Annotated in this window: 13 protein-coding genes; 4 read left to right on the plus strand and 9 right to left on the minus strand. The window is 64.2% G+C overall.

Features of this window, described 5'->3' with window-relative positions; genetic code table 11:
• The first annotated feature begins 477 nt into the window (after positions 1-477).
• The gene (locus tag NKJ57_RS10650) at positions 478-1,071 is read left to right on the plus strand and encodes a hypothetical protein (RefSeq protein WP_352510632.1); all 594 of its coding nucleotides are present in this window, start codon (positions 478-480) and stop codon (positions 1,069-1,071) included.
• Between the two features lie 358 nt (positions 1,072-1,429).
• On the opposite strand, the gene NKJ57_RS10655 is transcribed toward NKJ57_RS10650, so the two are convergent.
• Positions 1,430-1,684 (minus strand): hypothetical protein, encoded by a 255-nt coding sequence (locus tag NKJ57_RS10655; protein WP_196815243.1) that lies wholly within the window; start codon positions 1,682-1,684, stop codon positions 1,430-1,432.
• 146 nt (positions 1,685-1,830) lie between these two features.
• Positions 1,831-2,934 carry a LacI family DNA-binding transcriptional regulator gene (locus tag NKJ57_RS10660; protein ID WP_031198361.1) on the minus strand — a complete coding sequence of 368 codons (1,104 nt, stop codon included), beginning with the start codon at positions 2,932-2,934 and terminating at the stop codon, positions 1,831-1,833.
• Positions 2,935-3,514: 580 nt separating this feature from the next.
• Between NKJ57_RS10660 and NKJ57_RS10665 the strand changes: the two genes are divergently transcribed.
• From NKJ57_RS10665 to NKJ57_RS10675, 3 genes are all read left to right on the plus strand, one after another.
• The gene (locus tag NKJ57_RS10665; RefSeq protein WP_023672352.1) at positions 3,515-4,477 is read left to right on the plus strand and encodes a sugar-binding protein; all 963 of its coding nucleotides are present in this window, start codon (positions 3,515-3,517) and stop codon (positions 4,475-4,477) included.
• 122 nt (positions 4,478-4,599) lie between these two features.
• Positions 4,600-6,138 carry a sugar ABC transporter ATP-binding protein gene (locus tag NKJ57_RS10670; protein WP_352510633.1) on the plus strand — a complete coding sequence of 513 codons (1,539 nt, stop codon included), beginning with the start codon at positions 4,600-4,602 and terminating at the stop codon, positions 6,136-6,138.
• A gap of 44 nt (positions 6,139-6,182) precedes the next feature.
• A complete protein-coding gene (locus NKJ57_RS10675; RefSeq protein ID WP_023672350.1) occupies positions 6,183-7,169 on the plus strand; it encodes an ABC transporter permease in 987 nt (328 codons plus the stop codon).
• Positions 7,170-7,171: 2 nt separating this feature from the next.
• On the opposite strand, the gene phnN is transcribed toward NKJ57_RS10675, so the two are convergent.
• The 7 genes from phnN to iolD form a co-directional block, all read right to left on the minus strand.
• Positions 7,172-7,801, minus strand: coding sequence for a phosphonate metabolism protein/1,5-bisphosphokinase (PRPP-forming) PhnN (gene phnN / locus NKJ57_RS10680; RefSeq protein WP_352510745.1), 630 nt, complete (start codon positions 7,799-7,801; stop codon positions 7,172-7,174).
• Positions 7,798-8,952, minus strand: a complete 1,155-nt coding sequence (locus NKJ57_RS10685; RefSeq protein ID WP_352510634.1) for an alpha-D-ribose 1-methylphosphonate 5-triphosphate diphosphatase — start codon at positions 8,950-8,952, stop codon at positions 7,798-7,800. The genes phnN and NKJ57_RS10685 overlap by 4 nt, the downstream gene beginning before the upstream one ends.
• Before the next feature lie 34 nt (positions 8,953-8,986).
• The gene (locus NKJ57_RS10690; protein ID WP_023741265.1) at positions 8,987-9,694 is read right to left on the minus strand and encodes a DUF1045 domain-containing protein; all 708 of its coding nucleotides are present in this window, start codon (positions 9,692-9,694) and stop codon (positions 8,987-8,989) included.
• A 154-nt stretch (positions 9,695-9,848) separates the two neighbouring features.
• Entirely contained in the window at positions 9,849-10,661 is an 813-nt protein-coding gene (gene iolB, locus NKJ57_RS10695; RefSeq protein WP_352510636.1) for a 5-deoxy-glucuronate isomerase, read from the minus strand.
• Between the two features lie 190 nt (positions 10,662-10,851).
• On the minus strand, positions 10,852-11,100 hold the full coding sequence (locus tag NKJ57_RS10700) for a hypothetical protein (protein ID WP_023672345.1): 249 nt from the start codon (positions 11,098-11,100) through the stop codon (positions 10,852-10,854).
• 9 nt (positions 11,101-11,109) lie between these two features.
• Complete coding sequence (iolE, locus tag NKJ57_RS10705; protein WP_352510637.1) at positions 11,110-12,027, minus strand: myo-inosose-2 dehydratase; 918 nt, start codon at positions 12,025-12,027, stop codon at positions 11,110-11,112.
• A 142-nt stretch (positions 12,028-12,169) separates the two neighbouring features.
• Entirely contained in the window at positions 12,170-14,020 is a 1,851-nt protein-coding gene (gene iolD, locus NKJ57_RS10710) for a 3D-(3,5/4)-trihydroxycyclohexane-1,2-dione acylhydrolase (decyclizing) (protein WP_352510638.1), read from the minus strand.
• Positions 14,021-14,035: the final 15 nt, after the last annotated feature.

Here is a 14,035-nt window from a genome sequence, read left to right on the forward strand (position 1 = left end):
ATCCGATCCAAAGGGCAGAAACGCCAAACGGGGCGAAGGTATGCCCGCAAGGGTAGCGCTGACGCCGTCGACTGCGAGCAGCGGAACGATGTGACGCACAACGCGCCCGACATCGGTGGAGATCGTCGCGGGTTTCTTGGGTCGTCCCCTTTTCTGCAGTACGAGCCCCATTCTCGAGGGTCCATTCTCCACCGCAGCCTAGCGAAGCGGCGTCGCAAGATGGCCTGAGGCATGCGCCCGGTAAATTCCCGCATGCGAGCACTCGTCCTGCCTGTCTAAGGTTCCGAGTCTAACCGCAAATCCTCGATTTTTTCCGCCAATTCCAAAATATATATTCCGGTCGCCGCAAGAAGCCATAACAACGATTCCCAATACTACCTATTCTTGCAGAAACTAAAAACGCTACACTCGCGTAATCATATTGGTAACGGATGCTGTTCAACCTGCGTCCAGGCAACCAACACGGGGAGCGTCATTATGGATTTCTTTAAAAGTTTAACAAAGGCCTTGGCCGGTGGCGCTGTTGCCGTGGCTTTGTGCTTTCCGGCTGGCGCGGGCGGGCTCAGTGTGGGCATCGGCGGCAGCGGTGGGGTGGGCGTCTCGGTCGGCGGCAGTGGCGGCGGGCTTGGCGTCGGCGTCTCGGTCGGCGGCAGCAAGGGCGCCAATGTCGGCGCAACGGTCGGCGGCACCAGCGGCACCACCGCCAGTGTCGGCGCTACGGTTGGCGGCACCAGCGGCGTTGCGGCCGGCGTCGGCGCATCGATGGGCACGGGCGTCGGGGTCGGGGTCGGCGCAACCGTCGGCAGCGGTGTCGGGGTCGGCGCCGGTGTCGGGGTGGGCAATGGGGTGACGGCCGGGGTCGGGGTCGGCATTGGCGCACCGACCGCGCCCACCAGCCCTCGGGATCCCAACACGCCGGCGGTGCCGACGCGACCGGCGGTGGTTGCCATCAGCGCCATGTCGGCCGGCCAGATCGCCAAGATGAAGAAACGCTGCGCCAGCGTGCTCAGCGGCAAGGGCACCTACGACCGGGACCTGAAGGAGCTCTGCCGGATATTGGCGCGGCGCTGAGTACCGCAACATCGCATGTGCCGTGGGGCATCAGTCTCTCAGCCAGCCCCAATGCCGCAAGGTGGCGGGCATTCTTAGGGAGAGAGCTTTGCCGAGCGGTTCAGCGTTTCGCGGAAAGGCGGAACCGGTCAGGCTGTGCGCTTTCATCGGCGGCATTCTGCATGGCTTGGTCACCGAGCCGAAGGAAGCGCGCCGCCCGGTTGCGGCCTTAATCTGACCTCTACCGTCCGTCCGGTCACCCGGTTGGGCCGGCTCGAAGATTCGCCTCTGGCCTTTTGTATCACCCGCTCTAGCTGCATTGTGTTAGGCTCGTCATGTTAGCCTTGTCTTGCTGATGGAGGTTTTGATGGATCGGCGATCATTCTTGACAGCATTGTTTGGCGTTGCGGGGGCCGCGGCGCTTGCTACCTCGGTTCGGCCTCTCGAGGCCGTGGCCGGGGTTCCCAATGTCGGTAACGGCATTCTCGATGAACTCGACAAGCAGGATGCCAATTCGTTTGATGACGACGAAGGCGCTGGCGATGTTGAGCAGATCTCGCATCGGCGATGGCACCATCGTCGCCACCACAGGCGGCATGTCTGGAGACGGCACTGCCGCACGTTCTGGCGGCATGGCCGGCTGCGCCGGCGCTGCTATCGCAGGCGCTCCTTTGTCGTCTTGCGGTTCTAACCGCGGCACGTTCCCGGATAGTCCCTGCCCTGAGGCGCAACCACCAAACAGACCCATCCCGATTTGCATCGGGATGGATTGGTTCAGCTTTATCCAGCCACAGCTGCCACCGACTCCCGCTCGACCAGCGGGCATTCCAGCTTGGTGATGGGATAGCGGCCGCGGCCGGCAGGCGGCGGCACTTCGAGCTGTTCGATCGCCCATTGGCCCATCGCCATGTGCGGCAGGATCGATGTCGTCAGCGGCGGGAACAGGTGACGGGCGATCTCCTCGTCGTCATAGCCGACGACGGAGATGTCCTGCGGGATGTGCAGGCCCGCCTCCTTCAGCGCTTCGTAACAGCCGATGGCCGTGCGGTCGTTCTGGCAGAAGATAGCGGTCGGACGCTCTTTCAGCGCCAAAAGCTTCACGGTCGCCGCGTAGCCGGCGCTCGCCGACCAGTCGCCCTCGACCACCAGTTCGGGATCGAACGGGATGTCGGCGGTGGCGAGCGCCCTGCGGTAGCCTTTGAGGCGGTCCTGCGCGGCCTGCATCCACGGCTCGCCGGTGATGGTGGCGATGCGGCGGTGGCCGTGGCCGATCAGATGCCGGGTCGAGTTCTGGCCGCCGGCGATCTCGGACGGCACCACGGCCGGGAAGGCATAATCGGCCGTGTAGCAGTTGAGCAGGATGACCGGGATGTCGAGGCCGTAGAGGAAGTCCGGTGCCGTGATCTCGCGGGTGAAGATGGTCATGTAGACCAGCGCCGAGATGCCGCGCCTGGTGAGCGCCGCAATGGCGCGCGGCTCCATGACGGAGTCGCCCATCGTCTGCGCCACGAGCAACACATTGCCGGCGTTCCACGACGCCTGGCGCGCGCCCTCGATGGCGACAACGGCTTCCGGGCTTGTCGCCAGCTGGTCGACAGCGAAACCGATGACACCGTCAAGTCCATCGAAGGCGGGAACAGGTTTGCGCAGCGCCGAGAAGGCGGGTGCTGCGTAGCCGAGCGAGCGCGCGGCGTCGATCACCCGCTCGCGCGTCTGCTGCGACAGCCGGATGCCGGGCGAATCGTTGAGCACGAAAGAGACGGTCGCCTGCGAGCAACCGGCTGCCCTGGCGATGTCGGTCATGGTGACGCGGCCGCCCTTGGCGGCTCTCGCCGGCGCCTTGCGCCGCTTCGCCGTGTCGTCCGGATCCCTCGTCTCGCTCATGGCATTGCGTCCCAATCCCCAGCCTGTCTAGTCGCAAGCCTGCCACACCGACAAGATGGTGTGGCGCCGTCGACCAATGGAAATAGTCGAAGGCGTTTATCTTTATTAGCAGCTTTGAAGTTCGCCGCCATGCCGCTTCGGGCCGCGTGAAATTCGAGGACTGCAAGGCATCTGCTTGCGCGAAGCCGTGCTGCACCTGTTCGGGCAAACTAGACCTAGGGCCACGCCGAGTGTCCGCGCGAGACCTCTGCTAATAGTGTTTACTAATACAAAACGACGCTGTAACGTCAATCCGCCGTGTCCGGTCAGGTGGGACCCCGTGCGGCGAGAAGTGCACGTGAATGGCCCGATGGCGAGCGGGGTTTGCCTCCGCAAGCCTGGTCTCGGACATGTGATATGTCAGACAAATCAGACTATTTACGAGCACGGGATGAGTCTCTAAAGTCCGTGATCGCGACCGACGACGCCATTCTTCAGCGCCGGGAACCCCTGAGGAGGAGGGCGTCCAAATCGCGAGCGGCAAGTCAGTGAATGCAAGATCGGTTCAGTCCGACGACTGAGCCAAAACGGGAGGTTGAACATGAAATCCTTGATACGACATGCATCCGTGGCCACCGCAGCCCTGCTGCTTGGCCTGACCGCGACAGCCATTGCGCGCGCCGACGACAAACCGACGCTGGCCTTCGTCGTCAACGGCGCTTCCGATTTCTGGAAGGCCGCCGAAGCCGGCGTCAAGAAGGCGCAGGCCGAATTGCCCGACTACAATCTCGAACTCAAATATCCCGAGCAGTCCTCGGTCGCCATCCAGCAGCGGCTGATGGACGATCTGGTGACCGCCGGCGTCAAGGGCATCATGGTCTCGGCCGTCGACCCCAAGACCTCGACCGACGGTCTGAACAAGATCGCGTCGGAAACGGCGCTGTTCACCACCGACTCCGATGCCCCGCAGACCAAGCGCGTCGCCTATATCGGCTCGTCCAATGTCGACGCCGGCAAGCAGGCGGCCGAGATCGCCAAGAAGGCGATGCCGGACGGCGGCAAGTGCCTCGGCTTCGTCGGCCTGCTCGGCGCCGACAATGCCAAGGAACGCATCCAGGGCATGAAGGACGGCCTCGCCGGCAGCAAGATCGAACTGGTGGACGTGCGCGGCGACGACATCGACCAGGCGCGCGCCAAGAAGAATGTCGAGGACGCGCTGGTCGCCAGCCCCGACATCACCTGCATGGTCGGCTTCTATTCCTACAACACGCCGCGCATCTATGAAGCGCTGCGCGACGCCGGGAAGCTCGGCTCGATCACGGTCGTCGGCTTCGATGACGATCCGATCACGCTGGGCGGCGTCAAGGAAGGCACCGTGGCGGCGACCGTCGTGCAGCAGCCCTTCGAATGGGCCTATCAGGGCATGAAGCTGATGGCCGCCTATCTCAAGGGCGACAAATCAGGCATTCCGGAAGGCGGCCTGATCATTATCCCGACCAAGATCATCGGTAAGGACGATGTCGACACCTATGCCGCCAATCTGAAGGCGATGTCCGGAAACTGAGACCACGAGCAGTTGCGCCGGCTCAGGGTTCGCCTTGAGCCGGCGATCGTGTTGACGGGCCGGCCAAGGCCCGTCAGTCTGTAGCCCACCGGCTGCTGGCAAGCCTGATCAAATATGGCGTGATGAATTATTCCGACCCATCCATCGTCGCAACCACCCCGTTCCTCGGCCTCGAGAACGTGCGCAAGACCTATCCGGGCGTGGTGGCGCTGGATGGTTTTTCCATGGAGGTCAGGCCGGGAGAGGTGATCGGCTTGGTCGGCGAAAACGGCGCCGGCAAGTCGACCTTGATGAAGATCCTCGGCGGCGTCACCAGGCCGGACAGCGGCGCCATCACCGTCGACGGCGTTGCGCATGACGGGCTCACCGTCGAAGGCAGCCTGGGGTCGGGCATCGCCTTCGTCCACCAGGAACTCAATCTATTCGAAAACCTCGATGTTGCCGCCAATATCTTCTTCGGCCGCGAGCCGTTGCGCGGCGGGCCGCTGAGATTGGTCGACCGCGCCAAGCTGCGCGAAATGGTGGCGCCGCTGCTGAAGCGTGTCGGCGCCAACTTTTCCGCCGATACGCCGGTTGCCTCGCTGTCGCTTGCCCAGCAGCAGATGGTCGAGATCGCCAAGGCGCTGTCGATCAAGGCACGGCTGGTCATCCTCGACGAGCCGACATCGAGCCTGCCGCTTGCCGAAACCGACAAGCTGCTCGACGTCATCAAGGCGCTGAAGGCCGATGGCATCAGCGTCATCTTCATTTCGCACCGGCTGCATGAGGTCGAGCGCGTCGCCGACCGCGTCGTGGTGCTGCGCGACGGCATGCTGGCCGGCACCTTGCCGAAGAGCGCCATCAACCACGACCAGATGGTCAAGCTGATGATCGGCCGCATGCTGAAGGAGCGCGAGAAGGCCTCCGAGGCGGCGCGGGCGCCGGGCGCCACGGCTCTCTCGGCCAAAGCCATCCGCACCCCCGCCTACCCTGCCCGGCCGGTCGACCTCGACATCAGGCGCGGTGAAATCCTCGGCCTTGCCGGTCTTGTCGGCTCCGGCCGCACCGAACTGGCGCGGGTGTTCTTCGGCATCGACAGCACGCTTGGCGGTGGGCTCGAACTCGACGGCAAGCCGCTTGTACTGGGTTCGGCGGCCGATGCGGTCGCGCATGGCATTTTCCTGGTTCCGGAAGACCGCAAGCTGACCGGCATTTTGCTTGACCTGTCGATCGCGCAGAACATCTCGCTGCCCAACCTGCCGGCGCATGCGAAGCGTCAACTGGTGTCGGCAAGCTCCGAGGCCGCCACCGCAGAGAAGCAGAAGACGAATCTCGGCATCAAAGCGCCGTCGGTGCAGACGCGAACCGGCACGCTGTCTGGCGGCAACCAGCAGAAGGTGGTGCTGGGCAAATGGCTGGCGATGAACCCGAAGGTGATGATCCTCGATGAGCCGACGCGCGGCATCGATATCGGCGCCAAGGCCGAGATTTACGGGCTGATGCGAGCCTTGGCCGACGCCGGCGTCGCCGTGCTGATGATTTCCAGCGACATGGAAGAGGTGATCGGCGTGTCCGACCGCATCGCCGTCATGCATGAGGGCCAGATCTCGGGCATTCTCGACAAGGAACAATTCAGCCAGGAAAACGTGCTGTTGCTGGCGGTCGGCAAGCCGGCAAACTAGCGGGCTTCAGGCGATTGCCGGTCCGGCGCATTGGGGAGAAGACGATGAGCAAAAAAGATCTCGGCCTGCTGATCCTGATCCTGGTGGTCGGCGCCGTGGTGACCGCCATCAACCCGCGCTTCCTTTTGCCGATCAACCTCGCCAACACCTCGAACCTGATCGGCCTGTTCGGGATCCTCGCCATCGGCCAGGCCTTCGTCATCATCACCGGCGGCATCGAATTGTCGGTGGGGTCGCTGGTGGCGCTGCTCGGCACGCTGTTCATCGATTTCATCGCTGTGCGCGACATGCCATGGCCGCTGGCGCTGCCGCTGATCCTGGTGCTGGGCGGCATCATCGGGCTGGCGCATGGCTGGCTGATCACAAGGCTGAAATTGCAGCCCTTCGTGGTGACGCTGTGCGGCCTTTTGATCTATCGCGGGGTCGCCCGTTTCTATACCGCCGACGGCACCGCCGGCTTCGCCTTCGGCCAGAATTTTCCCGAGCTCGAATTCCTCACCGCGGGCCGCAGCTATGGCGTGCCCAACAGTTTCATCGCACTGATCGTCATTTCGATCGTCATGTGGGTGGTGCTGCACCGCTCGGTGTTCGGACGCTACCTCTATGCCATCGGCAAGAACGAAGAGGCGGCTAAATATTCGGGCATCCGCACCGGCCGCGTCGTGATGGCCGCCTATGTCATCTGCGGCGTTCTGACGGCGCTGTCGGCGATCTATTTCGCCATGTACACGCGCTCGATCTCGCCGGCCAGCCACGGCCAGTTCTACGAGCTCTACGCCATTGCCGCCGCCGTTCTCGGCGGCTTCTCGCTGCGCGGCGGCGAAGGCTCGCTGGTTGGCGTCATCCTGGGCACCGTGCTGCTGCAGGAGTTGCAGAACCTGGTCAATCTGCTCGGCATCCCGTCCTCGCTCAACTTCGCGGTAATGGGCGGCGTGATCCTGATCGGCGTGCTGGTCGACCAGCAATGGGGCGTGTTCCGCGCAAGGCGGCTGATGCTCGATGCCAGCCGGAAGACTGTCGCGGCGGAGTAGCGCTACATCACGCCGGATATATCCGAGAAGGCCATCGCCTTGCGCAGCACCTCGACGAAGCGTTCTCCGGCGGCTTCGCGCCGGCCGCCATTGTCGATCGAGGTGACGCCGGAGCCGGACAAAGCGATATTGGCGCTGCGGGCGAGCCGAGCCAGCACTTCGCCGCGCGATTCGCGGCCGCGCTGGGCGAGACGCTCGGCGAGGATTTCCGGCGAAGCGGTGATCTCGACGACAGCCAGATTGGCATAGCGCTCCCGCAGCACCGGGATGACTGCGCGCGAGACATTGGCCACGGCGACATGGCCATTGGCTATCGACCAGTCGACATCGGCCGGGATGCCATAGCGCAGGCCGTGCGCCTCCCAGGAAATGGCGAAAGCGCCGTCGGCCTGGGCCTCGGCAAAGGCGGCGTCGGCCAGCGTGTCGTGATCCTCGCTTGCGGCGTCGCTCGGCCTGGTGATGACCCGGCGGACGAACTCCAGCCTCGTCTCGTCGGCAAACAAGGTGCGGGCATAGCCGATTACCGTATCCTTGCCGGCGCCGCTCGGGCCGACGACGGCGACAAACACGCCGTTGCGGAGCGGAAAGGCCTCGCTGCTGAGTTCGCGCTCGATCGACGCCGAGACCATCAGGCGACCCGGCGCCCTTGGCGCCAGACGGTGCGCACGACCGGCACATGGTCGTCGACGCGCACACGCACCAGATCGGCGCGGCGGCCCTGTTCGATGACGCCGCGGTCGTCGAGGCCGATCGCCTCGGCCGGATTCTTCGACACCATCGCAACCGCCTGCGGCAGGGAAATGCCCTCGACGACGTCGCCGAGGAAGAAGGCCGACTGGATCAGGCTGAAGGGAATGTAGTCGGACGACAATATGTCGAGCAGGCCGTCGCCGGCCAGCGTGCGGGCCGAGACATTGCCCGAATGCGAGGAGCCGCGCATGACGTTGGGCGCGCCCATCAGTACGCCGAGCCCGGCATCCTTCGAGGCCTTGGCGGCTTCCAGCGTGGTCGGGAATTCCGCGACGCGCACGCCCTGCTCGATCGCCTCGTCGACATGGCCTGATGTGGCGTCGTCATGGCTCGCCAGCACAATGCCCCGCTCGTTGCAGGCGGCTGATATCGCCACCCGGTTCGGTCCCGAATTCTTCGCCGATTCCGACATCCGCTTTTCGCAGAACAATTGGAAGTCGCGATCGGTCAATTTCAGCTTGCGCTGATAGTAATGGGCGTAGGTCTCGAGATTGACGAACTGACGCTGTCCCGGCGCATGGTCCATCAGCGAGGCCAGCTTGACCCGCTCGTCGCCATCGAAATTGGCGAAAGCCCGCAAGCAATCCGGCGCCGAGACCTCGCAGCGCAGGTGCAGGAAATGGTCGGCCCGCAACCGGTCTTTCGCGACGCTGTCCTCGATCGCGCCGGCGAGCTTGCGGATGTCGTCGGAGGTAATATCCGCGTCCTCGTCCATGCCGACACGCAACGCGTCGAGGACGGTGGTGATGCCGGCGGTGGCCACCTGCGCGTCATGGGCAAGGACGGCGGCGATCGGGTTCCAGCGCACTTTCGGGCGCGGCGCATAGTGGCCTTCGAGATGGTCGGTGTGCAGCTCGACCAGGCCGGGAATGATGTAGTCGCCGCCCATGTCCTCGCCGCCCATGCTCCCGCCGGTGTGGCCGGTGCCGGCGTCGACGCCGGAGATAAAACCGTCGCGCAGCACGAGCGACCCTTCGACGATCTCGTCGGCAAGCACGATGCGGGCGTTGTGGAGAACAGTTTCGGCGGTCATTCAGGCGGTCCCTGGTTACTCGGACGAATTGCGGTCAGGCGGTTTTTCGGGCAGCGCGGCGGCCGAGCGCATGATGCGAAAGCACCATGAACGGAGCGCCCGGTTCGGTTTCGACGAACAGCGTCAGCGCATCCACCAGCACCGGCTGCTGCAGCACATCGGCGAACAGGCTGTCAATTGCCGCGCGCAGACGTTGGCTTTCCTGCGGCCCGGCCCGGCCGGACAGTGTCATGTGGAAGCGAAAGGTCTCAAACACATAGGGATAGCCCCACTGGCAGAGATTGCGGAACTCGGCCGGCTTCAGCGAATCCGGGCTGCGCCGCTCGATCTCGGCCTCGGTGAGCGGCGCGCGAAAACGGTCGAAGCTAAGCACGACATCGTCGGCGAAACGGTTGAGCGGCGGCAGCGGGCCTTCCGGCACCAAAGCGAAGAAACCATCGATCTGGCTGACGACCAGGCGCGGGATGGTGACCGTCGGCGTTGCTTCGGCAAAGGCGTCCAGCGCCGCGCGCAGCGAGCTTTCGGTTTCGTTGGCGGCCAACCGGAAGGGCGCTTTCAGCGTCGCATGAAAGCCGTAGCGCCGCGCCGATGCGGTGTGAAAAGCGACTTCGGCCGCCGACAGCTCGCCCACCGCCTCGACCGGCCTGGTGGCGGCGCCAAAGGGGTCGCGACCCAGCCAGTTGGCGGCGATCCGCGCCAGCGGTTCGTCCTGCCTCGGGGTGAAATAAATGGCGTAGCGCATCGAAAAAAATCCTCGTCAGCCCGCTGCCATAGGTGATTTCCATGACGGATTGACGAAGCTTATGCGGGTTTTCGAAGGCAAATCGACCCCGCAGGTCCTTAGCCGACGATTTTTTCCTGCTGGACCGACAGCTTCCGCCGCAAGCGAAGGCCGATCAGGCCTTCATCAGCCATTCGTGCTCGGGCGCGTTGTGGAACTTCCACGTCCGCTTCGGCCCGGCCATGACGTTGAGATAATAGAGGTCGTAGCCGTGGCAGGCGGCGCAGGGGTGATAGCCCTTGGGCACCAGCACAACATCGCCGTCCTCGATCGCCATGGCTTCGTCCAGCTCGCGGGCGCCGGTCTTGTCGGCGTCGGTGTAGACGCGCTGGAAGGCAAAACCCTGCGGCGGGTTGAGGCGGTGGTAGTAGGTTTCCTCAAGATAGGATTCGGCCGGCAGATTGTCCTGGTCGTGCTTGTGCGGCGGGTAGCTCGATGTGTGGCCGCCGGGCGTGATGACCTCGACCACCAGCAGCGAGTCGGCGGGCTTGCCCTCGGGCAATATGTTGGTGACGTAGCGCGTGTTGGTGCCTTTGCCCCGAGTCTCCTGGCCGAGGTCGTCGGGTGCGATGACGCGAACGGGCAAGCCGCCGCCCAGGCCCGGCGCCGAGCAGACCGCGAGCTCGAGATCGGTGTCGGCGGTGACCGACCAATCCGACCCCTCAGGAATATAGACCGACCACGGCTTGCCCTCGAAGGGCGACATGCGCTCGCCGAGCAGGCCAAGTTCCCGGCCGCCGGCCTTGGCCGTGCCCTTGCCGGTGACGAACACCAGGCAGACTTCGCGACCGCCCGTCTTACCCGAGGCGTTTTCGCCGGGCTTCAAACGGTGCAGGTCGAAGCCGACATAGGTCCAGCCGGCGCTGTTGGGCGTGACATGCGCGACGCGGCCATGGCCCTTGTCGGCTTTGACGAGCAGTTTCGACATGTTTTGTCTCCTATCGCAAGTCTTCGAGGTCGGCCTCTCAACTTCGTCATCCTAGGGCGAAGCAGGAGCGAAGCTCCGTCGCGAAGACCCTAGGATGACGAAGCGAGGAACGTTCCGGCCAATCACCGACGTAGGCGATACGCCAGGTGTCCAGTGTCCGACCCGCAAGCCCTTCCGAGCCACGGCCGCTTCATTCCTTCGGTTCGGCGTCCGCCTTCGCTTCGCCGGTCTTCGGTCGATCAGGCGCAGCCTTGCTCTCCTCCACCGGCTTGTAAAGATAGAAGAACTGCCACACCGCGTAGGCAGCAAAGCCGAGCGCAATGATGCCCCAGAATGGGGTGCCGGAGGCGAATTCTATTCCGGCCCAGATCACGCAGACGGCGACGACGGCAACGCGCCGCCACAGCGGCCGGAAGAACGGGTGCTCGTAATCCTTCATCGGATCGCCTCAGGCATTGGGAAAGCCTTGCGTCTCGACCGTGTAGCCGGCCGCCGTCATCACCCGCATCAATTCCTTGTGGCCGACCTGCGCCATCTTCAGCGGCGGGTTCTTCTTCGGGTCCTGCTCGGCCTCGACGACGAACCAGCCTTCATAGCCATGGTCAGCGAAGCGCTGCACGATGGCGCCGAAATCGAGCGAACCGTCGCCAGGCACCGTGAAGGCACCGAGCGCCACGGCGTCGAGAAAGGACTGCTTTGTGCGGTCGAGCCCGTCGATCACGCCCATGCGCACATCCTTCACATGGACATGGCTGATGCGCTTGTGGTGGTTGTCGATGGCGCGCAGCACGTCGCCACCGGCAAAGGCGAGATGCCCTGCATCGAGCAGCAACGGAATGCCTTCGCCGGAATGGCGCATGAAGGCATCGAGCTCCGGCTCGGTCTCGACCACCGCCGCCATGTGATGGTGATAGGACAGCGGCATGCCTTGCTCTGCGCACCATTCGCCGAACTCGGTGAGGCGCCTGGCATAGGCCCTCATCTCGTCATTCGACAATTTCGGCTTGGTGGCGAGAGGCCTGGAGCGATCGCCCTGGATCGAGCGGCCGACCTCGCCATAGACGATGCAAGGCGCATTAACCGCCTTGAACAGGTCGATCATCGGCTGGATGCGATCCTTGTTCTTGCCCATGTCCTCATCAACCAGGGTGCCGGAGAACCAGCCGCCGCACAGCGTCACGTCGGCCTGCTTCAGGATCGGCAGCATGATTTCGGGGTCGTTTGGAAAACGCCGGCCCATTTCCATGCCGGTGAAACCTGCCGAGCGCGACTGGCGCAGGCACTCTTCCAGCGAGACGTCGTCGCTGAGTTCGGCAAGATCGTCGTTCCACCACGCAATGGGGGACATGCCCAGTTTGGCTTTCAAGTTTTAGCTCCGGTTTCTTGTTCACCCTCCCCCTTGTGGGGAGGGTCGCTGCGAAGCAGCGGGGCGGGGTGCGGCGCGAGCCCCCCCACCGGACCTTCGGTCCGACCTCCACAAGGGGAGGTAGGGGGCGGGTGCATGTACATCAATCGCCGATTGTCTGCATCTGCCGCTTTTCGTCATAGGCCTTGCGGGCTGCGTTGACCTGCGGCCGTGCGGAGACTTCCGGCACCGCGACATCCCACCAATGGCCGCCGGCATCGGTGGAAATCAGCGGGTCGGTGTCGATGACCAGCACGGTGGTGCGGTCGTTGGTTTTCGACTTTTGCAGCGCGGTCTCCAGGCCGGTGATCGACGGCACCTTCTCGGCAATAGCGCCCATGCTGGCCGCATGCGCGGCGAAGTCGATGTCGGGCAAGATCTCGTGGCGCGCGTCCTTCAGGAGGTTGTTGAAGTTGGCGCCGCCGGTGGCCATCTGCAGCCGGTTGATGCAGCCATATCCCCTGTTGTCGAGCACCACGATGATCAGCTTCAATCCGAGCATCACCGAGGTGGCGATCTCCGAATTCATCATCAGGTAGGATCCGTCGCCGACCATGACGACTATCTCCTGATCGGGCTTGGCCATCTTGGCGCCGAGCCCGCCGGCAATCTCGTAACCCATGGTCGAGAAACCATATTCGCCATGGTACGAGCCGGGCGCGCCTGCCTGCCAGAGCTTGTGCAGCTCGCCCGGCAGGCCGCCCGACGCATTCAGCAAGGTCACGCCGGACCCCAGCGCGCGCTGCACGGCGCCGATCACCTGCGCGTCCGAAGGGAAGGCGGCGTTGGTCGACGCCGTCACCTTGGAGGCTTCGGCCTGCCATGCCTTCTTGCCTTGGGTCGCATTGTCGGTCCATGTCGCCGGTGCTTTCCAGCTCCCCAACGCCGCACCCAGTTCGACAAGCCCTTCGGCCGCATCGGCGACCAGCGGCAGCGCACGATGCTTGCCGGCATCGAAAAGCTGCACGTTGAGTCCGATGATGGTCTTGCCGGAATTCTTGAACAGCGCCCATGAGCCGGTGGTGAAATCCTGCAGCCGGGTGCCGATGGCGAGCACGACATCGGCTTCTTCCGCCAGCCGGTTGGCCGCGGACGTGCCGGTGACGCCGACCGCCGCCATGTTGCGCGGATGTGTGTCGGGCAGCGAGGATTTGCCGCCTTGCGTTTCGCAGACCGGAATGCCGGCGCTCTCGGCGAATTTCGCCAGTTCATCCGAACCCTGCGAATACAGCACGCCGCCGCCGGCGATGATCAGCGGTTTTTTCGCACCCTTCAGCGCGGTGACCGCCGCCGCCAATTCATGCCGGTCCGGACGCGGCCGGCGCTGGTGCCAGACGCGCTCGGCGAAAAAGCTCTCGGGATAGTCATAGGCCTCGGCCTGCACGTCCTGGCAGAGCGACAGCGTCACCGGGCCGCATTCCGCCGGATCGGTCAGCACCTGCATGGTCCGCGCCAATGCCGGGATGATCTGCTCGGGACGGGTGATGCGGTCGAAATAGCGCGACACCGGACGGAAGCAGTCATTGACCGTCGCGGTGCCGTCGGAAAAGTCCTCGGCCTGCTGCAGCACCGGATCGGGGATGCGGTTGGCGAAGACATCGCCCGGCAAAAACAGGACGGGCAACCTGTTTACGTGGGCGAGCGCCGCCGCCGTCACCATGTTGAGCGCACCGGGGCCGATCGAAGAGGTCGCGGCCATGAAGCGGCGGCGGAAATTGGCCTTGCCATAGGCGATCGCCGCATGCGCCATCGCCTGCTCATTGTGGGCGCGGAAGGTCGGCAATTCGTCGCGCAGCTGGTACAGCGCCTCGCCGATGCCGGCGACATTGCCGTGACCGAAGATCGCCCACACACCGCCGAAGATGGGCACTCTTCTGCCGTCGATCTCGGTCATCTGCTTGCTCAGAAAGCGGGTCAGCGCCTGCGCCATCGTCAGGCGGATTGTCTTGCTCATGGTGTTTTCCTCCGC

Source organism: Mesorhizobium sp. M0077, assembly GCF_040322955.1.
Taxonomy (GTDB): Bacteria; Pseudomonadota; Alphaproteobacteria; order Rhizobiales; family Rhizobiaceae; genus Mesorhizobium.